The organism is Polynucleobacter sp. 80A-SIGWE, assembly GCF_018882295.1.
GTDB lineage: Bacteria > Pseudomonadota > Gammaproteobacteria > Burkholderiales > Burkholderiaceae > Polynucleobacter.
In genome coordinates this window covers 188,384-210,085 of record NZ_JACVOR010000002.1, presented here as the reverse complement: position 1 = coordinate 210,085, position 21,702 = coordinate 188,384, and the positions used below count along the sequence as shown (strand labels likewise).

25 protein-coding genes are annotated in these 21,702 nt (G+C 46.4%); 3 read left to right on the top strand and 22 right to left on the bottom strand.

All coding sequences use genetic code 11. From position 1 onward, the window contains the following. Positions 1–4: 4 nt before the first annotated feature. The 4 genes from ICN25_RS05815 to ICN25_RS05800 are packed head-to-tail and all read right to left on the bottom strand — an operon-like array spanning position 5 to position 5,791. On the bottom strand, positions 5–2,443 hold the full coding sequence (locus tag ICN25_RS05815; RefSeq protein ID WP_216180026.1) for a heavy metal translocating P-type ATPase: 2,439 nt from the start codon (positions 2,441–2,443) through the stop codon (positions 5–7). Positions 2,444–2,450: 7 nt separating this feature from the next. Beyond that, positions 2,451–3,695 carry an MFS transporter gene (locus ICN25_RS05810; RefSeq protein ID WP_216180023.1) on the bottom strand — a complete coding sequence of 415 codons (1,245 nt, stop codon included), beginning with the start codon at positions 3,693–3,695 and terminating at the stop codon, positions 2,451–2,453. A 6-nt stretch (positions 3,696–3,701) separates the two neighbouring features. Further along, positions 3,702–4,457, bottom strand: coding sequence for a 2OG-Fe dioxygenase family protein (locus ICN25_RS05805; protein ID WP_216180020.1), 756 nt, complete (start codon positions 4,455–4,457; stop codon positions 3,702–3,704). 23 nt (positions 4,458–4,480) lie between these two features. Next, positions 4,481–5,791, bottom strand: coding sequence for a TAXI family TRAP transporter solute-binding subunit (locus ICN25_RS05800; RefSeq protein ID WP_216180017.1), 1,311 nt, complete (start codon positions 5,789–5,791; stop codon positions 4,481–4,483). A 116-nt stretch (positions 5,792–5,907) separates the two neighbouring features. On the opposite strand from ICN25_RS05800, the gene ICN25_RS05795 reads away from it, so the two are divergent. Then, a complete protein-coding gene (locus ICN25_RS05795) occupies positions 5,908–6,669 on the top strand; it encodes an SDR family oxidoreductase (RefSeq protein WP_216180014.1) in 762 nt (253 codons plus the stop codon). On the opposite strand, the gene ccmI is transcribed toward ICN25_RS05795, so the two are convergent. The 18 genes from ccmI to ICN25_RS05705 form a co-directional block, all read right to left on the bottom strand. Next, entirely contained in the window at positions 6,670–7,860 is a 1,191-nt protein-coding gene (ccmI, locus tag ICN25_RS05790) for a c-type cytochrome biogenesis protein CcmI (protein WP_216180011.1), read from the bottom strand. Next, positions 7,853–8,350 (bottom strand): cytochrome c-type biogenesis protein, encoded by a 498-nt coding sequence (locus ICN25_RS05785; protein WP_255536705.1) that lies wholly within the window; start codon positions 8,348–8,350, stop codon positions 7,853–7,855. Before ICN25_RS05785 ends, ccmI begins: the two co-directional genes overlap by 8 nt. Positions 8,351–8,352: 2 nt before the next feature. Next, on the bottom strand, positions 8,353–8,877 hold the full coding sequence (locus ICN25_RS05780) for a DsbE family thiol:disulfide interchange protein (RefSeq protein ID WP_216180008.1): 525 nt from the start codon (positions 8,875–8,877) through the stop codon (positions 8,353–8,355). After that, positions 8,874–10,793, bottom strand: a complete 1,920-nt coding sequence (locus ICN25_RS05775) for a heme lyase CcmF/NrfE family subunit (RefSeq protein ID WP_216179993.1) — start codon at positions 10,791–10,793, stop codon at positions 8,874–8,876. Before ICN25_RS05775 ends, ICN25_RS05780 begins: the two co-directional genes overlap by 4 nt. Further along, a complete protein-coding gene (gene ccmE / locus ICN25_RS05770) occupies positions 10,793–11,224 on the bottom strand; it encodes a cytochrome c maturation protein CcmE (protein WP_216179990.1) in 432 nt (143 codons plus the stop codon). The genes ICN25_RS05775 and ccmE overlap by 1 nt, the downstream gene beginning before the upstream one ends. Further along, the gene (gene ccmD / locus ICN25_RS05765) at positions 11,221–11,409 is read right to left on the bottom strand and encodes a heme exporter protein CcmD (protein ID WP_216179987.1); all 189 of its coding nucleotides are present in this window, start codon (positions 11,407–11,409) and stop codon (positions 11,221–11,223) included. Before ccmD ends, ccmE begins: the two co-directional genes overlap by 4 nt. Then, positions 11,409–12,179: a heme ABC transporter permease CcmC gene (ccmC, locus tag ICN25_RS05760; protein WP_216179984.1), complete on the bottom strand. Its 771-nt coding sequence runs from the start codon at positions 12,177–12,179 to the stop codon at positions 11,409–11,411. The genes ccmD and ccmC overlap by 1 nt, the downstream gene beginning before the upstream one ends. Further along, a complete protein-coding gene (gene ccmB, locus ICN25_RS05755) occupies positions 12,176–12,841 on the bottom strand; it encodes a heme exporter protein CcmB (RefSeq protein ID WP_216179981.1) in 666 nt (221 codons plus the stop codon). Before ccmB ends, ccmC begins: the two co-directional genes overlap by 4 nt. After that, the gene (gene ccmA / locus ICN25_RS05750; RefSeq protein ID WP_216179978.1) at positions 12,838–13,485 is read right to left on the bottom strand and encodes a cytochrome c biogenesis heme-transporting ATPase CcmA; all 648 of its coding nucleotides are present in this window, start codon (positions 13,483–13,485) and stop codon (positions 12,838–12,840) included. The genes ccmB and ccmA overlap by 4 nt, the downstream gene beginning before the upstream one ends. Positions 13,486–13,650: 165 nt before the next feature. Next, positions 13,651–14,622, bottom strand: a complete 972-nt coding sequence (locus ICN25_RS05745; protein WP_216179975.1) for a tripartite tricarboxylate transporter substrate binding protein — start codon at positions 14,620–14,622, stop codon at positions 13,651–13,653. Position 14,623: 1 nt separating this feature from the next. Beyond that, entirely contained in the window at positions 14,624–15,376 is a 753-nt protein-coding gene (locus ICN25_RS05740) for a transporter substrate-binding domain-containing protein (protein WP_216179972.1), read from the bottom strand. Positions 15,377–15,487: 111 nt separating this feature from the next. Beyond that, on the bottom strand, positions 15,488–16,468 hold the full coding sequence (locus ICN25_RS05735) for a zinc-binding dehydrogenase (RefSeq protein WP_216179970.1): 981 nt from the start codon (positions 16,466–16,468) through the stop codon (positions 15,488–15,490). Between the two features lie 29 nt (positions 16,469–16,497). Next, on the bottom strand, positions 16,498–16,950 hold the full coding sequence (locus ICN25_RS05730) for a DUF2452 domain-containing protein (protein ID WP_216179967.1): 453 nt from the start codon (positions 16,948–16,950) through the stop codon (positions 16,498–16,500). 69 nt (positions 16,951–17,019) lie between these two features. Beyond that, positions 17,020–18,546: a cryptochrome/photolyase family protein gene (locus ICN25_RS05725; RefSeq protein ID WP_216862884.1), complete on the bottom strand. Its 1,527-nt coding sequence runs from the start codon at positions 18,544–18,546 to the stop codon at positions 17,020–17,022. 26 nt (positions 18,547–18,572) lie between these two features. After that, positions 18,573–19,127, bottom strand: coding sequence for a DUF3833 domain-containing protein (locus ICN25_RS05720; protein WP_370624703.1), 555 nt, complete (start codon positions 19,125–19,127; stop codon positions 18,573–18,575). Next, positions 19,127–19,675, bottom strand: coding sequence for a chalcone isomerase family protein (locus tag ICN25_RS05715; RefSeq protein ID WP_216179964.1), 549 nt, complete (start codon positions 19,673–19,675; stop codon positions 19,127–19,129). The genes ICN25_RS05720 and ICN25_RS05715 overlap by 1 nt, the downstream gene beginning before the upstream one ends. Before the next feature lie 4 nt (positions 19,676–19,679). Then, a complete protein-coding gene (locus tag ICN25_RS05710) occupies positions 19,680–20,066 on the bottom strand; it encodes a thiol-disulfide oxidoreductase DCC family protein (protein WP_216179961.1) in 387 nt (128 codons plus the stop codon). Positions 20,067–20,071: 5 nt separating this feature from the next. Beyond that, positions 20,072–20,341 (bottom strand): TIGR03643 family protein, encoded by a 270-nt coding sequence (locus ICN25_RS05705; RefSeq protein ID WP_216179958.1) that lies wholly within the window; start codon positions 20,339–20,341, stop codon positions 20,072–20,074. A 59-nt stretch (positions 20,342–20,400) separates the two neighbouring features. Between ICN25_RS05705 and ICN25_RS05700 the strand changes: the two genes are divergently transcribed. Beyond that, complete coding sequence (locus tag ICN25_RS05700; RefSeq protein WP_216179955.1) at positions 20,401–21,096, top strand: SDR family NAD(P)-dependent oxidoreductase; 696 nt, start codon at positions 20,401–20,403, stop codon at positions 21,094–21,096. A gap of 70 nt (positions 21,097–21,166) precedes the next feature. Continuing rightward, positions 21,167–21,685 (top strand): histidine phosphatase family protein, encoded by a 519-nt coding sequence (locus tag ICN25_RS05695; protein ID WP_255536704.1) that lies wholly within the window; start codon positions 21,167–21,169, stop codon positions 21,683–21,685. The last annotated feature ends 17 nt before the right edge of the window (positions 21,686–21,702 follow it).

Below are 21,702 nucleotides of genomic sequence, written 5' to 3'. Positions count from 1 at the left end.
TAGTCTAGGCCTTTCTGAGGCGCCAGGCGTTTAATGTGACTGCAAGAGAGGATAAGGACATACCTATGCCCGCAACCCAAGGGTTGACCCAACCCATCATGGCCGCAGGAATCGCTAGCAAGTTGTAAACCAAAGCCCAGATCAAGTTTTCTTTAATAATCCGCTGGGTTTTATCCGCCAACAGTAGAGATTGAGCTAAAGGAGCTAAAGAGCTCGCAGTCAAAATCGCATCTGCACCTGCAGTAGCAAGAGGTGCCCCAGCTCCAACAGCAATCGAGACATCTGCCCTCGCTAACAAAGGCGCATCGTTAATGCCATCACCAATTGCCCAAACGAAGTGGCCCTCTTTTTGCAAATGCTCAATGTAGTGATACTTATCTTCTGGCGAGCAGGCACCTTTAAATCTGTCGATACCTACACGCTCTGCCCACCACGCTACCGTACCAGGATCATCGCCAGACACTAAATGCACAGTGATCTTGCGAGATTTTGCAGCAGCCAATAATTTTTCAAGCCCCGCTCTTGGAGTATCCAGAAATAGAAAGCTCGCAATTATTCCTTTGTCATCCGCCAAATGCACTTGACCATACTGCCCCTCTTGCGCAATCTGTTGAGCACCTATCCAGACGGCACTTCCTAATCGATATACGCCTGAGCTCAGGCCTTTCCCCAATTGATTAGTAACCGCTTCAGATAAAACGGCTGGTGAGCAATTCTCGGCTTGAGCAGCACGCAATATGGACAGTGCAAGAGGATGTTTTTGGCCCGCCTCAATTGACGCAGCCAGACTGAGAACATCTCCTCTTGAAAACTCTGGGCGAGCAATCAGGACTTCTTTGAGTTCTGGTTGACCCATAGTGAGCGTGCCAGTTTTGTCCAGCACCAAGTCGGTAGATTTGACCAAACCTTCAAGTACGTGGCCACGCACAATCAATAAGCCCAATTTAGTAACAGCACCTTGAGCTGCTGCCATCGCCGTCGGTACAGCGAGTGATAAAGCACAAGGACAACTAGCAACCAATACAGAAACCAAAACTGTCCAAGCCCTGCTGGGATCGACATACCACCAAATTGCTGAAGATAGAAAAGCAGCAATCAACAGAAAGCCGACAAAATATCCAGCCCACTTTTCTGCGAGACTCACCATCAAAGGTTTAGCTTGCAATGCCTGATCAAGTAATGATGCGATACCGGCGATGCGAGTCGACTGACCGACTGCATCGATTCTCATCAACATGGGATTCAGAATATTGTGTGTGCCTGCGTAGACTCGATCGCCAATTTTCTTGTCAATCGGCTTTGACTCTCCAGTAAGAAGCGATTCATCCAGAGCGCTCTCACACTCGATCAAAATACCGTCAGCCGGAACAACATCACCCGGAGGAACACGAAGAACCTCACCAGGGTTGCAGTTAATCACTGGAACAATTTCCACTTGCTGAGACGCGGGATAGTTCGGTACTCTCTCACAAGTCGCTGGCAACTGTTTTGCTAAAGCCTCTGCTCCACCCTGCGCATCTTGACGAGCTAATAACTCCACGTAGCGAGCGGCCAAAATAAAGGCGACAAACATAGTGATGGAATCAAAGTAACCTTGACCGGAACCAGTTGCGAGATTCACGGTACCGGCACTAAATGCTAGCGCCAACGCTAGGGCAATTGGCACATCCATACCGAGCATATGCGTTTGACGAAATGAAGCAACACTTCGCCATGCTGCTTGAAAAATTGGACCAGCTGAATAGACCATTACTGGAACAGTGAGAGCCCAACTAGTCCAACCTAATAGCAGGTCATACTCCGCAGTGATATCGCTATCGCCAACATAACTAGGCCAGGCATACATCATGACTTGCATCATGCCTAATAACGCAACCCCAAGCCTCGTGAGTAATTGACGGCGTTCTTTCTTGGACTTTTCAATAGAAAGTGAGGGCTCAAAAGGCCAGGCCTCATAACCAATACGTTCAACCTCAAATAGTAAACGCGCTAGGCTAGTTTGCTCTGGCGAAAATTCTGCCTTGACCTTTTGGCTCACGTAGTTAATCTGCACATCTTTAACACCAGGAATGCGTCGTAAATGTTGCTCACATAGCCAGACACAAGCAGCACAACGAATTTTCTCGAGCCTTAAGGTAGTCTCTAAATTTCCTTCCTCACCACTGGGTCGGGTATAGCGCCCAAGCAAAGAGGGATCATCATAGGGAACCAGGCTATCGGGAATTTCATTTGAAGCAAGGTAAGCCGCAGGCTTATCGCTTGACTGTGCGCGACGTGCATAGAAGACTTCTAAGCCTTCGCCATGTATGGTTTGTGCAATCGCCATACAACCAGCACAACAGAATTTTCTATTAATGCCACTCAGCTCAAGCTCATATGAGTCACCGGGAAGAATAAAACTTCCACAGTGATAACAGCTATTGCTTGGCAAACTAGAATTCATGAATGAATCATTTATTGTGACTTAGAGGCTTGCTAACCCAACCATTACGACGCTCATACAGAACAAATAACACGCCCCAAACTACTACGGCGGCGTAGGCCCAAACCCAAGACATTTGCGATGCACGTGAACCCGTTAAATCGAGAACAAAACCAAAAATGGCCGGGCCTAATAAGCCGCCTCCAAAACCCATTAAGGAGTGAAGGCCCATCGCAGCACCTTTAATGTTTTCTTGAGCGCTAACCACTAAACCAGCTGTCAAAGTAGCAGAATCTGCCATGATGAAAATGGTGTGCCCGACTGCTAAAGCAACAATTAACCACCAAGATTGTCCAGTTGAAGAGGCCAGCGCCACTCCACATGCCGCGCTAGATAGCATGACAAAGAAGATCCATTTTTGGCGCCCTATTCTTAAGGCAATCTCATTTCCAATGATGGATGCCGGAACACCAAAAAAATTAATCACGCCAGCAAGGGTAGTGGCGGTCAATAGAAAAGGGTCGCCTGTCACAATCGCACAGAAACCAAAAAAAGCCACTATCCAACTACGAGAAGCAAACAACTCTATTGAGTGCACGGTGTAACCAAAAATAAAACCTGAAGCTGTTTTATCTTGCAAGACCAAACGCCATTTATCCACTGGAAAAATATCGTGCAATCGAATCCGAATTGGGCCATGCCATTTTTCATGAGTGAGCGCAGGAATAAATAGAAGCACAATCAATAAAGCGGTGAATGGGCCTAGGGCAATGATTCCGAAAACATAGCGCCAACCTAAACCATCCAAGATCCAACCTGAGCAGAGGTAAGAGAAGCCGGTACCAATGCCAAAAAAAGCTGTATAGAAGGCAATGTGGCGACTTAACTCACCCGTCTTAATACGATCCGATAGAATTTTTAAGCCGGGCATATAAGTGCCGGCTAAACCAGCACCATTCAGAGCCATAAAGATCAAGGCGGTCCAGAAGTTATAGGCAAAAAGACCCATACCTAATAAGCCACAAGTCGCGGAAAGACCACCTATAAGATAAACTTTTTTTGCATCAACGCGATCAGTGAGTGCTGTCGCCAATGGGACCATCAACATATAACCAAAGAAGAAGGCACTGGCAATTAAGCCTGATTGCAAGTTGCTGAGATGCCACTCTTCTTGCAGAGTTGTCAGAACTACGGCGTAACAAGCAAAACCTAAGAGCGCACAAGTTTGCGCCATGAGCATAAAAGGTGTGTAGCCGGTAGGTTTAAGACGCATAAGGGTTTACTGCTGACTACGATTAGGTGAATCCTGGAAGCCATTTGAGCGGAAGGTGAGCACTAAGGTATCCCTAAAACCGTGAGGCCCTAAAGGCTGAATAGGGGTTGATTCATGAATCATTCTTTCATCATTCATGAGCAACAAAGACCAAGGTTCAGTCAGCGTAAACCGCAAACCAGCAGAACCACCTGCATCAAAAATTCGAGTTTCCCCGCCTTTGATACCAACTCGATTAAGTAAAAATACGGCCACAAAATCTACGCCATCGCGATGGGCCCCCTCAGGAGTTGGCCGCCCAATGCCATCTGTCGTATCAATCCTAAATTGGTGCGCCTCAACAAACCAGGTATTGACTTGCTTAACACCATTCAGTACATGAGCCAAACCAAGTAAAAGAGATCCCCAGGCAGGATTGCTTGTGAGTTGAGATTGTGATGGCTCAAACCAGCGCTCTATACCACCATGTAATGCGTTGTAGTTCACAGACTGCCAATGGGCACGATGTGGAACCATAGTCAAAGAATCACCTTTGATCTCAAAACTAGAATGGCGGCGAAAACGATAACGCCCACCATCCCTGAGATAAGGATCACGCGGCAACTCTTCCCAAAACTGGGTGAGGTCTTGCAGTTGATCAAGGTCAACATGCGCTATTTGCGCAACATCACTCGCGGAGACAATCGCAAAACCATCACCCCGAAGAGAATCAGCCAATTCTTTAAGGGGTGTAAGCGGTGGCGACAGGCTGGAGAGGGTCATGTGCTTATTTTAGGCGCTGACCGTTAAACCGATTCGGAATGCAAATTTAAACGGCCGCGTACCTCGCCGACATGCCCTTTTAAGTCATACAACTCTTTGGCATCGAGCATGGAGACTTTGATATTACCTACTCTCCGTTCAATATCCGCCAAATCCTTATAGTTCTTTTCTTTTAACTCTGGGATAGACGCATTTCTTTCTATGATCTTGAGCTCTTCATACACCCTAGATAACTTCAGTCGTAAGAAGAAATTCTTAGCTGCTGGAATATAAGTAAATAAGGGAATGAAAATCACCAACAATGGAATGACAATTTTGGCGAAGCGTCCAATCCAAACTGCCGTCCAGAAAGGAAGGTGGCGATGCAAGAAAGATGGGCCATCTTTTAAGTAAATTTCAGCATCTACATGCAAAGGAAAATCTAGACCAGTGCCAGACGGAAACTCTCCCGGCTTTTGTAGATAAGAATAAGTTTTTAAAATATCGTATGTATCGCCAAGCAATAAAGTTACTAAGGCGGGGCTAATATCATCCTTCCCCACCAAAGTTGCTGTGGCAGCCAAGACCTGGATGTCTTGACGCGGAAGATCGTACGCAATACTGACAACCCCACGTGGAACGGTGACCTTTGATAAGAAAGGGAACAAATGAACATAAGCATCCGCCTGCTCAAAACTCATCAAGCGAATACCGGGGGTTTCATAAAACTTTCTTAGAATGGGTGCCTCAGCAGCGCTAACAATAAAGACAGCATCTAGCTCGCCTTTTTTAAATTTCTCTAAGGCATCAAGAGGCTTCAACTTTTCAGCATGAAAATCATTCATGCCTAATCCGCTTGCTTCAAGCAGCTGGGAAGCCAAAGTCAATGTGCCACTACCGTCATTACCGATAGAAACGCGTTTACCCTTTAGCTGGCCTAATAGACTTAGCTTTCCAGCTTCATTTTTAAAGCTCGACTCTCTGTACCAAACCCAAACTGGCTCATAAAACACACCCGCAATCGAAACTAAGTTGGGATGTTTAGACAGGTCTGCCACACCACCTTGGACCATCGCAAAATCAACGCCAGAGTTCTCGTCAGCTAATAGGGCTAAGTTGTCACCTGTTCCGCCAGTAGTACGTAACTTCATCGATACGCCCTGCTCAGCAAGCTCGCTTTGGAGTCTTTCTCCAAATTTCTGATAAAGGCCAGTTGGGAAACCAGTTGCCAACTCAATTGACCGAGGTGGTGGTGGTACCAAAACCCACAGCGTGGAAAAGAGGATGGCGACCAGAATCAAAAAGGCAATGCCAACTGCCAAGGGGTTATAGATATTTTTGCGTATGAAGTCCATAAGAATTCTTCTCGTTTTTGCCATTATGCCCCGAGCCCAGGGATCGAGAGTAGATTGAATTCATTCCAATTGTTTCGGGATAAGATGGGGGTTTTCAGAGAACTATTAGGATCACAATGAACTCAAGCCCCAATAAGGTAGCCCTAGTAACAGGAGCCGGCACGGGTATCGGCAAGGCTGCGGCAAAAGCACTTTTGCAGGGTGGATTTCGCGTCGTCCTTACCGGTAGAAATCTTGAAAAACTCAATCAAGCTATCCACGACATTGGCGGAACCAAGCAAAGCTGCCTAGCAGTCGCCTGTGACGTAGGGAAGCCAGAGGAAGTAAAGCACTTATTTTCGGCCATCCAAAAACAATTTGGCCGTATTGATGTGCTTTTTAATAATGCCGGCATAGGAGCTCCAGCAATACCTATGGAGGATCTGAGTTACGAGCAATGGATGAATGTCGTTAATGCCAATCTCTGTGGCACCTTTCTATGCTCGCAAGAAGCTATTCGCATGATGAAGGCGCAATCACCTCAGGGCGGCCGAATTATTAACAACGGCTCTATTTCAGCGCACGCACCCCGCCCCATGTCAGCGCCATACACAACTACCAAGCATGCGATTACTGGACTAACCAAATCTATTGCTTTGGATGGGCGTCCATTCAATATTGCCTGCGGTCAAATTGATATTGGCAATGCAGGTACTGAAATGACTATTCCTATGGCAGCCGGTATTTTGCAAGCTGATGGCTCAAAAAAGGTGGAGCCACTCATGGATGTTGATCATGTTGGGCAAGCCGTACTGCACATGGCTCAACTGCCCCTAGAGAGCAATATTCTGTCGATGACCATCATGGCAACCAATATGCCATTTGTCGGTAGGGGCTAATTAAGGCCTGACTTGATTGATCATCAGGCGAGCATTGGTCGTGCCCACCTTGATCGTTTGGGGCGCAGATATCAAGTCACCCGATTCTGGCATGGCCATTCCCGTTTTGGAGATGCGCACCTCAACCGATACTTCAGGTAATTGAGAGATTAAGGCGTTGGGACTCATCGCCAGAGCATCATTTAAAACAAAATTCATCGGGAATGCAGCAACCGCAGTCTTGAGAACTGCAACGGGCATGCGTTCACCTGGCTTACGGGCAATCACCATCAAAGTATCACCCGCTTTAACTTTAGATTGCAGTTCAGAAGAAATGCCAACCTGGCCGCTCACACCTTGATTGCTGATCACTGGAGCACTAGCAGGAGGAAGCCCACCCTTGCTACGAGCTTCAGCAATTGAAGCAGTAATTGCGCGAGTCTCATCTGTATCGGGAGGCAGCTGTTTTGCTAACTTCTCCCAAGACTGCACTGCCACCTTATAGTTTTGCGCATTAAAGGCTGCTGTGCCAGAGAGCCATAGCGCCAGCAAATTATTCGGATCTAGAGCTAATGCTTTGTTAATCAATTGTTGAGGCTTGCCTGCAAAATTGCCATCTGCATTTGCCGCCAACACATCGGCATAGTCTGCCAATAATTGCGGGTCAGAATCGACAAAAGATCCAGCACGCGCGTAGGCTTTTGCAGCCTCAGCATTGCGGCCCAATATTCGATAGGATCGCGCCAGCATGGCCCAGCCCTTCAAATTATCCGGCTCTTTTTCCATCTTCGCTGCAAACTCTGCAACCATCTTTTCAACTGACTCTTGAGTCATTGGCTGCTCGGCATTCTTTTCCGCAATTCGAGAAGCATCACCAAGATAGAAATAAAAGCCTGCTGAAAGCAAGATTACAAAAAGGCAGATTCCAAGGATGGTTTTCTTTGGAGATCTCAGTACAGCGAAATCATCCGCCTCATCCGTATCCTGAAAAAGTCGCTGACGCATTTCTGTATGAGACTGTTCGTAACTACCCGCATCAACAGTACCGGCGGTACGCTCAGCCTCAAGCTTATCGAGCTCTTCCCTGTAAATGGCAGCATTCATCTGACGGCGTGAGGTTGCAGATTCTTTTGCCGGAAAAAATAATGGACGTAGTAAGAGGACCAGAACCAAGATCAACAAAAGGAGAGCGGATATTAAAAAACTAGTCATGTGCATTTTCTGTTGAGCTGGATTTTGCATCCTGAAGTAGCGCATCAATACGACGATTATCCTCAGCGGATAGCGTAGCACTTGGCATACTTTGATTTCTACGGCGTAGATAAACCATTAAACCAATAATTCCGGCAAGCAAAATAACAAAAGGGCCTATCCATAGGAGCCAAGTAATCGGCTTGACAGGCGGACGGTATAGAACGAAATCACCATAACGTTCAACCATAAAATTCCGAATTTGCTCGTCGGTTTTTCCCTCAACAATCAGGACACGAATTTCTCTGCGTAAATCATTCGCCAAATCAGAGCGTGAGCCTGCAAGGGATTCATTCTGACAAACTAGGCAACGCATCTCTTCAGAGATGGTAATGAGACGCTGTTCGGTGACTGGATCATCCGCAAGAGGAGCTGCATCTTTAGCCGAGGCAATATTCATTGCGCAAGCAAGCACAATCGCTGACAGAATGAGAGGGAGAAACTTTTTCAAAATCACTTGAGCTCACCCAGCAGCGGAATAATCTTCTTATTCAATAGATCCATCGTGATTGGTCCAATATGTTTGAACCGGATCACACCAGCCTTATCAATCACATAGGTCTCTGGAACGCCATATACGCCGTAATCAATACCCACTCGACCATTAGCATCAAATGCAGACAAAACGTAAGGGTTACCTTGGCGAGTAAGCATAGCCATAGCATCATCCCGCTTATCTTTGTAATCCAAGCCAATAATCGGTGCGACCTGTAACTTGCCCAACTCTACTAAAACGGGATGCTCTTCACGGCAAGCAACGCACCAAGAGGCCCATACATTCAAAATCCAAGGCTTACCTTTCATGCTTTCAGGCGAAAAGGTTTTTTGAGGATCTGCCAATTGAGGTAATTCAAAAGCAGGGGCTTGTTTACCAATCAGTGGCGAAGGGACTTCATGGGGATCACGATTTAAGCCTACCGCTAAAAATCCAACCAAAATCACAAACAAGAGAAGAGGAATTAAAAACTTAGCCTTCATGCTGCGACTTTCTTCAACTTCATGCGATAGCGCTTATCCGACATTGCCAATACGCCACCCAATGCCATCAACAAACAGCCACCCCAAATCCAATCCACAAAAGGCTTGTAATAGACACGCACTGCCCATGCCTTATCTTCCAACTCTTCGCCCAATGAAACATAGATGTCTCTGGTGAGGCCTGCATCAATTGCTGCCTCAGTCATTGGCATGGTTGAAGAGAAGTAGCTGCGCTTTTCTGGATACATTGTGGCTTCTAGCTTCCCATTACGGCTTAACAAGAAAGTACCTTGCATTGCTTTGTAATTGGGGCCAGGAACAGCGCTGACACTTTTCAGCTGAATGTCGTAACCACCAACACTCACGCTTTCACCTGCCAGCATGCGTACATCTTTTTCTTCTTGATAGGCGCCAACCATGGTGACGCCTATCACGAACACAGCTATACCTAGGTGCGCTACCTGCATTCCAATAAATGAACGCGTTGGCTTACCCGCTTTTGCCTGGCGAATAATTTGCAGAATGCCTGAAGTAATCACCCAGAAAGCCAATAAGAATCCAAGACTGCTAAGCCAGGTAAATTCACCCATGACAAATGGAATCAAAGCTGCGGCAATTACTGCTACTAATGCTGCAATCCATAAGCGCTTGATCACATCCAATAGATTAGAGTTTTTCCAACTAGTCCAGGGCCCTATTCCCATCAGCACCAGTAAAGGAACCATGATGGGCACGAATACGCTGTTGAAATATGGAGGCCCTACTGAGATTTTTCCTAGATGCAAAGCATCAATCAACAATGGGTAGAGAGTTCCCAAGAGTACGGATGCTGCAGAGACCACCAAGAAAACATTGCCGAGCAAAATAAAGGTTTCACGCGAAGTGAAGCTGAACTTACCGCCAAGCGTACTTTTAGGAGCGCGCCAAGCGTAGAGCGTTAAAGAAGAGCCGACTACCAGCACCAAGAAAATCAAAATAAAGATGCCACGTCTTGGATCGGTCGCAAAAGCATGAACTGAAGTGAGCACTCCAGAGCGTACTAAGAACGTTCCTAGAAGTGACAGCGAGAAAGCGGTAATGGCTAACAACACTGTCCAACTCTTGAATCCACCACGCTTCTCGGTAACCGCCAATGAATGAAGTAATGCAGTGCCTACGAGCCATGGAATGAATGAAGCATTTTCAACGGGATCCCAGAACCACCAGCCACCCCAACCCAATTCGTAATAAGCCCACCACGAACCTAGTGCGATACCGAGCGTTAGAAATACCCAGGCAGCCGTTGTCCAAGGACGTGACCAGCGCGCCCAAGCAGCGTCGAGGCGACCAGACAGTAAAGAGGCGATAGCAAAAGCGAATGCTACTGAAAAACCAACATAGCCCATGTAGAGCATTGGCGGATGAAACACCAAACCTGGATCTTGCAGAAGCGGATTTAATGAGCGGCCATCTTGCGCGGCTGGTAAGAGTCTTTCAAAAGGATTGGACGTAGTGAGCACAAATAAGAGTAGCCCTGTGGTCACTAAACCCAAAACACCAATCACGCGAGCGACCATAAATTCATCGAGCGATTTAGAAAGTTGAGCAACCAAAAATGTCCAAGTAGATAGCAAGAAGATCCATAGCAATAAGGAGCCTTCGTGACCACCCCATACCGCACCTAAGCGATAGATAACGGGCATTTGCGAGTTTGAATGTTCTGCTACATAAAGAACGGAGAAATCATTCGAGTAGAAACTCCAGGCCAAAATCACAAATGCTATGGCGAGCAAAAGGAAAACAGTTTGCGCAGCCGGTCTTGCCAACAGAATCCATTCACGACGACCTTGATGTGCGCCAACCAATGGAAGAATGCCCTGAATAATGGCGACACATAAAGCAAGGATTAATGCGTAATGCCCAAACTCAGGAATCATTATTTATTTCCGTTTTTTTGAGCTTGCTCTAAAGCATGCTTAGCCTCTGGAGGCATATAGTTCTCATCATGCTTAGCCAATACTTCGCTAGCAACAAATTGTCCATCTGGATTAAGTCGACCCTGAATCACCGCGCCCTTACCCTCTTTAAATAAATCCGGAAGGATGCCGGTGTACGCCACCGGAATATCCTTCACCATATCGGTAATGACAAAGTGCACCGTTAAACCATCTCGTTTAACTGACCCATCCTTAACCATGCCACCAATTCGGAAAACTTGGCCAGCAGGTGATTTACCAGCAGCCACTTCACTTGGTGTGACATACAAAGCGATATTGCTATTAAGAGCATTCAAAATAAGTACTGCTGCAATACCAATAGCAATGAGTGCGCCAACAATAATGGCTGCCCGTTTATGTCTTGGTTTCACTTGCCACCCTTTTGATCAAACTGCTCCGCCATCACTTCGCGTTGAAGTCTACGAACGATCGCTTTATGGCGTGCGCGGACAGCTAAAGGCTCTAAGAAGAGCACTAAAGCGCAAACACCAAAGCTGCACCACACATATAGTGCGTAACCACCCATTGCAAAGAATTCAGCTGGACTATTCCACATTAAGGCTTTACCTCGTTTAATTGCTTGACCCAGTCAGTATGGGCCTCGCGCTCCAAAATGATGGCGCGTACACGCATTAACCCTACTGCGATTGAGTACATCCAGAAGCATAAAGCCATCAAGAGCATTCCCCAAAGCATGGTCTGGGCCATGGCCGGGGCCTTCGTTAATGAAACTGAAGCACCTTGATGCAAGGTATTCCACCATTTCACTGAAAAATAAATAATAGGCACGTTCACCACGCCAACCAAAGCCAAGATGGCGCCTGCTTTATCTGCACGACGAGCGTTATCTATAGAAGCTTGCAAAGCGATAAATCCAAGATACAAAAAGAGCAGAATTAATTCGGAAGTTAAGCGCGCATCCCATACCCACCAGGCACCCCACATCGGCTTGCCCCAAAAGGCGCCAGTCCATAAAGATAGAAATGCCATCCAAGCTCCAATTGGAGCTAAGGCCTGCGCCATCATGGCGGATAGACGGGTATTAAATACCAAGCCCAAGCCCGCCCAAGCAGCCATGACTAAATAAATAAACATGGACATCCAAGAAGCAGGAACATGGATAAAGATAATGCGGTAACCCTGTCCCTGTACTGCATCTACCGGCGCCACGAAGAAACTCACCCACAATCCGGCAACTCCAAAAATAACAGTGAGCGCCCAGAACCAAGGAATCATTTTTCCAGCCAGCGGATAAAAAGTGCTCGGGCTCGAGAACTTGAACCAGTTCATCACGCGACTAGAGGATAAATTATTTACATTACTCATTCGATAGCAATCTTGACTGCATTAGCACTAACCCAAGGCACAAATGCTAATGCCAAAATGAATAAAGCGCCCAACAGCGAAAAATGTCCTGTGATATCAAGCCCTACGCTGCTGGCATAAACGGCACCAGCACCAAAAATCAATACAGGTATATAGAGGGGCAAGATCAGAAGACTCATTAATACACTGCCACCCCTAACCCCTAGAGTTAAGGCTGCACCGATCGAACCCAGCAGGGATAAAACGGGCGTTCCCAGCAATAAGGCTGCCATCAATACCTTTAAAGACTGAGCATCCAAATCAAACTGAATACCAATCACCGGCGCCAGCAAGACTAAAGGCAGTCCGCAGACCAGCCAATGAGCAACTACCTTGCCAAGCACTAATGCCGTGAATGAATTTGGGGATAGAACTAATTGCTCCAAGGTGCCATCTGCATAATCAGCCGCAAACATTCGCTGCAATCCCAGTAATGTAGAAAGTAAGGCGGCAACCCAAATAACGCCAGGCGCAATCTTTCTCAGTAAAGCGGTATCAGCGCCAATGCCCAACGGAAAGAGACTGGTCACAATCACGAAGAAAAATAATGCAGTCAACACCTCGCTCTTGCGACGCATTACCAACAATAGATCGCGATGGACAATGGCAATAAAGGCGTTCATAGATCCAGCACTCGCAGACCAGGAATGGCTAAGGGCTGATGACTTGTCAGTACCGCAAGCCCACCATTCTCAAGATGTTCCGCTATTAAGCCTTGCAACTCCACTACTGCATGAGTATCTAAAGCATTAAAAGGTTCATCCAAAATCCATACTTGCGCACCACGAGTCAACATACGCGCCATCAACACACGTTTTTTTTGACCCGCTGATAAACAATTGACAGGTAAATCTTCGCGCCCTTTTAAACCAAATCGCCACAAAGAATTAAAAGCATCTTGCTCCGAAAGTGCAATGCCATCGATTGCCGCATACATGCGTAAATTTTCCAGGGCGCTGAGATCTTCTTTCAAGGCATCGCGATGTCCCAAAAACAAAAGCTGACTGTGATATTCCGATACATCTTTTTTGATGGAGCGACCATTCCAAAGAACCTCTCCAGCCTCTGGGGAAGCTAGACCAGTGAGTAAGCGTAATAGACTCGTTTTTCCAACGCCGTTCTCGCCGCGAATATGGAGGCACTGGCCAGGCAATACCTGCAGGCTCAGCCCTGAAAAGAGTTCTCGCTCACCTCGCATACAGGTAATCGCGCGAGCCTCAAGGGTCGCGACTGCTGATGATGGAAAGGAGGAATTAGTGGCTGTCATCGGGAGAAATGGCTTGAATCAAACCACCTCAGGCATTGTCCAAGACCCACTTAGGGCTGTCAAACGGCCTAAAACAGCATTTAAAGAATAAATTTCTTTGAATTCAAGCGCTTAGCCAATTATAAGCGGAGTGAGGGGTAAATGCCCCTCACTTAGACCACGGCGCTATTCAGGCTTGATGCCGGCGCTTTTAATAATCTTGCCCCAGCGAGCGGCCTCTTTCTTCTGAAAAGCCCCAAAAGCTTCAGGCGACATAGCGTAATACTTTGCCCCCTCTGACTCTAGCTTTTTCTGAACAGCGGGCTGTTGCATGATTTTGCCAATCTCCACATGAAGTTTCTTCACAATTGCAGGGGGAGTACCCACAGGAGCAAATAAACCAATCCAATTCTTAACGTCAAATCCAGGTAGCGTTTCACTGATGCTTGGTAAATCTGGCATAGAAGGATCTCTTGTAGCACCCGTTACCGCCAAACCGCGTAATTTATCGCTCTTCACGTAGGGAAGAATTGTGGGCATTGTGGCGAACATCAATTGAGTTTGACCGCCTATTAAGTCAGTAATTGCCAATGCATTTCCTTTATACGGAATGTGCGTCATATCAACCTTGGTCATGAGAACAAAAAGCTCTCCCGCCAAATGACTAGCGGTACCAATTCCGCCAGACCCATAAGATACTTTTCCTGGATTAGCTTTGATATATGCAATCAGCTCACTAACATTTTTTACTGGCACATTTGGATTAACAGCCAACAAACCTTCGGCATCTAGTACAAAAGCCACCGGCACAAAATCTTTCAGCGGATCATAGGGCATGCTCTTTACTAGATAGGGATTTACCGCGTGCGTACCAATACTACCCATGATCAAGGTATAGCCATCTGCTGGTGATTTGGCCACAAAATCAGCCCCGATATTACCCCCACCCCCAGTTTTATTTTCTACGATTACTGGCTGTCCATAGGCCTCACTTAATCCCTGCGCAATGATTCTTGAAAACCCATCAGCAATGCCACCGGTAGCAAATGGGGAAATGATTTTAATTTGATGGTTTGGGTAAGCACTTGCTTGAGCAATAGCGACTTGATGGGTCAAAAAACCACCAACAAAAATAAGGGCTGAGAGTAACTTTTGCATATTAGCTTTCCGAGGAGACGTGAGAGAGTGGTGCAACTGATAGACCCTGCACCTGATATTGCCTAATGAGATCAGCCACCAAACCAGAAGCAATAAATTCTTGAACACAAGTATTCAAAAACTTAATCGCCTCTAAGTGGGATTTTTGAGTGGCAATCGCCTGCTGTATTCCAGTAAATTGACCATCCAAAACCCTTGACCCAGGAATATATCGAGAGGCTGAAACTAGGCCAGTTTTTAAACCCGCCAAAGCATCTAAATTATTACTAACAAACAATTCATTGCTAGCTTGCACACTATCAGCATGAACTAAGCTGGCATGTTTGAGGTTGCGCTGTAGCCAAAGGTCATAAGCACTCTTATGAAAAGATGCAATCCGAATTCCCGGTTGGTCTACCTGCGATAACTCAGTTATAGGGGAGTTAGCGGAAACCAGGTAACTGGCTTCTAGCTCAACATAAGCAGGGGTAAAGGTGACCATTTGAGCGCGAGCAGGATCAGAACCCAACAATGAGATGCCGCACCTTCCGCTGACGGCAGCCTCAACCACCTCAGCCTGTGTATTAAAGCCCAGCAGGCTAAGCTCAACACCTAAACGTTTTGCAATGGCTCGACAGATATCAGGTGCAATGCCGGTAGGCTCACCAGAAGGCGATTGACCAGTAACCAATAGGAAGTTACCTAAATAGACAGCAGCAGAAAGAACGCCATTAGGCGCGAGCTGATCGCGCGCTTTAGCTGAAATGCTATTCAAAAAGGTCTCCAGATTTTTATAGGTTTTTTAAACTATAACGGATAAAGAATAAATACAAAAAAGCCCCGCTACATCAGCGAGGCTCTCCATCAATCCACATCCGCAGTTCGGTTAAGGCGTAATGACAATCGCACCCGAAACTTTTCTACCCTCGGCCGCCTTATGTGCTTCAACTGCTTGCTCAAGCGTGAACTTAGCACCGATCTGCACCTTTACACGACCTTGTGCAATCGCATCAAATACTGCGCGAGCATTTTCTTGAAGCAACTCTGGAGTAGCGTTATGTGGGAACACAGAAGGTCTTGTTAAGAAAAGGCAACCCTTCTTATTCAGAATTTCTGGATGAATCTCTGGCGCTGGGCCAGAGGCGGCACCAAACAAAGCCACCGTACCAAATGGTGCAGCACAATCTAGTGATCCCAAGAAAGTGGTCTTAGCAACTGAGTCGTAAACCACGTTGGCTTTGCGCCCACCTGTTGCCTTAATGACTTCCTCAACCCAATTGGGTTTTGAGTAATCAACCACAGCATCACATCCCGCTTCTTTTGCCGCAGCAAACTTCGCTTCAGAGCCAACGGTACCCACTACAAAAGCACCCAATGATTTTGCCCAGCCTGCCAAGATTTGACCAACACCACCAGCGGCAGCATGCACAAGCACAACATCACCAGCTTTAACCTTGTAGGTCTTTTGAATTAAGTATTGCGCAGTCATTGCTTTGAAGAACACTGCAGCAGCGACTTCATCAGACACATTGTCTGGAACCGACACCAGCTTATCCACGGCCACATTACGTGCGCTCGCATAAGCGCCAATACCAGCATTCATATACATTACACGATCGCCTACCTTGAATCGAGTAACACCTTCACCAAGCGCCTCAACCACGCCAACTGCTTCGTGACCAAGGCCTGTTGGTAATTCGAGTGGATACACACCCGAGCGCTGATACACATCAATAAAATTAAAACCAATTGCAGTTTGACGAAGTTGCACTTCACCTTTTCCTGGAGCTGGCAGCTCTTTATCGATTAATTTAATTACGTCGGCGTTACCGAGTTCTGAGAGACTAACAATTCGAGCAGTTGTCACAAGTCACCTTATTATTTTTATAGAAAAATTTATCTTACCGCAACAGCAGAAGATGAGTTCTCTTCATCTTCAACGATAGCCCAGGTACTATCACCGAGCTTTTTGACTGCCATGACATAGGTCCAGGAATCAGGAATACCGCAACTCCATTGATCGGGGCCATTTTGGATCAACACATTTGTACCAATGCGGCTATCGAAATACAAGTGATAAGTTTTGCCATGCAGAGGATTAAAACCAAATTTAGCGCTGTGCACCATTTCTGTTGCGTCTAATCTTGCTTGAAGAGCACGCGCTTGCTTCATTAGTACTTCAGCCTGCTCCATGATGCGGTCGTATTCAAGCTTGGCATTTTGGCGAGCGACATTGACTGCCTTGTCTTTCTCTTCCAAGACTTTGATCGGCGCAAATACGGGCGCACCCACCTCCATGGGATATTCAATGCCAGCATGCCGTGCTGGATCGGTGTCTTCTATTCGCATTGCAGTCTTTAAGCTATTGATTTAATTGGTCAAAGTGTGACACAAAACCCAGAACCTTGCCGCCCCTGCTTACAGCGCGTTCAGATTGCCCAAAATGGTCTTAGCGTGCCCTTGAATAGACTCTTGATCTCCATCGCTAATGCGGGATAAATTAGCCGTCATTAAACGGGTACGCGGGCTTGCCTCAAACTGCTTGCGATGGTTAATGAGGAAGTTCCAGTAAAGGGTGGTCATTGGGCAAGCGCTCTCCCCAAATCGGACATCGGGCTTGTATTGGCAAGAGCCGCAATAGTTGCTCATTCGCTTGATGTAAGCGCCACTTGCAATATAAGGTTTGCTCGTGAAGCGCCCACCGCTGGCAAATAAGGCCATACCAGCAGTATTGGGCAACTCCACCCACTCGATCGCATCCACATAAATAGCCAGATACCAATCACATACCTCTTTTGGCAGAATTTCTGCGAGCAAGGCGAAGTTACCGGTGACCATCAAACGCTGGATATGATGGGCATAGCCGTACTGCAGCGTTTGCCCAATAGACTCCTGCATGCATTTCATCTTGGTATCACCAGTCCAATACCAGTCCGGCAATGAGTTCTGGTGCATGTAAAAATTATCTTCGGCCATTTGCGGCATGTCGAGGTAGTACATACCACGCACAAATTCTCGCCATCCCAAGATCTGGCGAATAAATCCTTCTACAGTTGCCAACTCTAGGTCATGTTTTTTCCAAGCAAGCAAAACGGCATCGATGACTTCTCTGGGATTAAGTAATTTCAGATTGAGCGAACTAGATAACAGCGAATGCCAACCAAAAGGCGTATCCGTCCACATCGCATCTTCATAAATCCCGAAGGTCGCTAAGCGGTGTTCCACAAATCCCTCTAGGGCTTGCAGCGCTTGCTGGCGAGTCACCGGCCATTGAAAGTGGGCTAGTGAGCCAGGATGATCCTGATAGCGCTCCTCCACCTCAGCCAGGACAATTTGTGTGATAGTGTCTGGCTCGAATAATTCAGGAGGAGGAATTAAACCAGGACCTTTCTTTGGAAAGGGTTTGCGATTATCTCGATCAAAGTTCCACTGGCCGCCTTCAGGGTTACCTTCTTTATCGACCAAAATATTGTGAGTCTTACGCATCAGTCGATAGAAATACTCCAGACGCAATTCTTTCTTGCCAGCAACCCAATTAGAAAATTCCTGACGGGAGCAATAGAAATGTGGATCTTCCTGCATTTCTAATTCAATTTTTAATTCAGAAGCTAATGTTTCAATTTCACACTTGAGTCGATACTCCCCAGGCTCAAGACAAACTAAATTAGTACATTTTTCTTTTTTAATAATCGCTCGTAGCGTGTCACCAATAGATTTAGGAGACTGCTTGATATATTGCAGCGGTATACCAAGTTCTTCTAGCTGCTTAGCAAAGTGGCGCATTGCGGATAAAAACAAAGCAATTTTTGCCTTATGAGACCAAACATACTTGGCCTCATCCGCAGACTCAATCATGATGACCTGGTCGGTCTTGGGATTAAGTTTTTTTATTACCGGGCTATTGATATCTAGTTGATCACCCAGAATGAGAACAAGCTTCTTCAAATATCCATCCTCGCTAATTGCTGGGCTTAGCGCTTGTAAAAGCTCAGGGTAACCTCGCCAAGATCAATACCAAATTTACTCATCTTGGCTTTATTCAACATGACCTTGGGCGTTACAAGGTACATCCAATCATTGAATTGCACGTGATAGATCGTGCCATCTACCGGCAATGCCAAGGTGTAGGTCCAGTTGAGAGCATTGCCCGCTGATTCGCCCAGTGCATCACCTACAACATCATCTGCCCTACCAATATATTTACCAGGGGCGGTTTCAGTCAAAGTCCAAATACGCTTTTGCTTAGTACCATCAGAGTATTCAAAGCTCTCATCGAGGGTACCCACTTTTTTACCGTCAATCACTTTCCACTGGGCAACCAATAGAACAGTAAACCGTTTTTTAACCTCGCCACTACGGTCAGTAAAGATTCCGTAAGCATCTATCGTGCCATTGAAGTATTCGCTAAGATCTAAATTCGGCTTCTCATTTGCGTACTGCGTTACTGAAGGTGAGGAGCAGGCAAACAAACCTGTAATCACTAAACCTACGATCATCCATTTTGCAGCGACATAAGTTTTGCGCATTAACATGCTCCTGAAATAAGCGGTGGTGGGCAACCTTGCCCCAATAATTCTGTCCTGAGTTTTGGCGCACTCGTTTTTGAATCTAACCAAATACCAAAAAAGGCTTTTGCAAAATCAGCCCCCTGAATTTGCGATATCTTCCTGCCCTCATAAAAGAAGCTGGTGCCCTGCTTAGGAATATAGACAGCCGCAATAGTCTGGCCAGGCTCTACATTAGGAAGAATGCTTGCTAGTTCTTTACCCCAAGCTGTTGCCTGAGTATCCGAGACGCCTAAATTTTTCATCTCTTCAGCAGTACGGTTAGCAATTGCTTCGCCAGTAAATGATCTCTGATACTTCAGCTCGAGAGCAAACTCCTGAGAATCCTTAGCGGTACCGCGATATAGATTGGCATCGTAAACATGAAAACCCCAAAAGTTCAGTCTTCCCAAACCCTGCAATTGGACTTGACCCATCATGCTCTTAATATGTGGCGGCTCCTTAGCGAAACTACTTAGAGTAAGTACACCAAGAGCTAAGGTAATTGCCAATGCACGCGAGAGCTTCATATCTTTATCCCTTTCTATTTACTAGCCGTAAAGCAAGGGGTCCAAACAAGGCTGAGATCGCATGGCGATGCTTTGCGAAGAATCGATAAGCTACATTCCAAAAAGGCTTAAGAGCTGGTCTAGAAAAAATCCATGCCAGCTTAGGAAGATTTGCTCGACTATAGGCCGCTGAAAATACTTCAACCCCTTGGATCAGTTCACCATCCTCATATTGCGCGCACATGGAAGCTAAAGCTTGGTCACAAGAGACGCCGACACGATCAGGAATATATTGATCCGAATTGATATCGACAAAGCTGAGTAAGCCCGCCTGATTACGCCCAGAGAGAAATTGAATCTCTGCCTGACATAAAGGACAAAGACCGTCATAGAACATAGTCAGCTTTTTCATGATGCTTATTTTTGCTTGTATTGAGTTGTGCAGTAGGCGCGGTTAACCAATTTGCTGCGGAGAGCCACATGCTTAGTTGCTCTGCCAGTCACCCGCTTACGCCACAATTCAAATGAGTTACGTTTAAGCTGTTTTCTCATCAAAGCAATCACTTGGGGCTCCGAATACCCGAAAGTAGCTTCAATAGCGTCAAAAGGCGTGCGATCTTCCCAGGCCATCTCAATTAACCTCGAGAGATCCGCTTCTGAAAGCGTTTGGGGTAGTCGTGTCGTCATCGAGCAAGTTTAAGACTTATTCAATAAACTGGCTGAACCCCTATTCATTCACCCCATTCATGTCATTGATTCCAAATCCCTTCCGCGCACTCGTGATTGGCTCCTCAGGAACCATTGGCTCTGCCTTTGTGGAATTGCTAGAAAATAATCCGGCATGCTTGGGGGTAACAGGAATTCATCGAAATTCTGACAACCCGATTGATTATCAAGATCTCAGCACCATTGAAGCTGCAGCGAAGGCTCTCTCGGGTGAGGCACCCTTTCAGCTCATTATCAATACCATCGGCATATTGCATTCTGCCGATTGGATGCCTGAAAAGAAACTCGATGATCTCAATGCCGAACAATTGCAGATGTTGATGCAAATTAATGCCATCGGACCTGGATTGACTATCAAACACTTTTCCAAGTTGCTCGACCCCGCTCACTCTGTCATGGCAACGCTCTCTGCCAAAGTTGGGAGCATTGAAGATAATCGCCTTGGCGGGTGGTACAGCTACCGCGCCTCTAAGGCAGCATTAAATATGCTGATCAAGACAGCATCGATTGAGTTCTCTAGAACTAAACCCAACAACGCTTTGGTGGCAATGCATCCGGGGACAGTCAACTCTCACCTATCAAAACCTTTCAAGGGAGAGCAAATTGGCAGGCCTCCTTTAGATGCTGCCAACGATATGTTGAATGTTCTTCTCTCGATCAATAAAGAGGATTCAGGAAGTTTCCTAACTTACTCTGGCGAAAGATTACCTTGGTAACTCACAACACCTTATGAAATATTGCCCCCAATTTCTAATTGCACTGCTTATGTTTGCCGGCGTGCAGACCATGACCCTCGCTCAAACCGAGTTAGCCAGCGCGATGCAAGATGGTCAACATGTCTTACTGATGCGCCATGCTGACGCCCCCGGATATGGCGATCCTCAGGGTTATCAACTGAATCAATGTTCCACACAACGCAACCTAGGAGAGCGTGGCAGGAAACAAGCTCAAGCCATTGGTGAGTGGCTAACCAAACAGGGTATTAGCAAGGCGCAGGTCTATAGCAGCGCTTGGTGTCGATGTCTTGATACAGCAGCCCTTCTCAATAAGGGAGCAGTCACCAAGGAAGCGGCACTTGGCTCTTTCTTTGACGATATGAGTCAATCTAAAAAACAGACTGAAGATTTAGCAAAGCTCATTCAGGCTGAGCGCATTAAATATCCAAAAGCACCAATCATTATGGTGACTCATCATGTCAATATCGAATCTTTTACGGGGAAGGTCCTTAATTCGGGTGACATGATCTTAGTAAAGGTCAATTCCTCAGGCCAAGCCGTATCTCACAAGCTCTACCCTAGCCCATAACTTCGTCAATCAACACA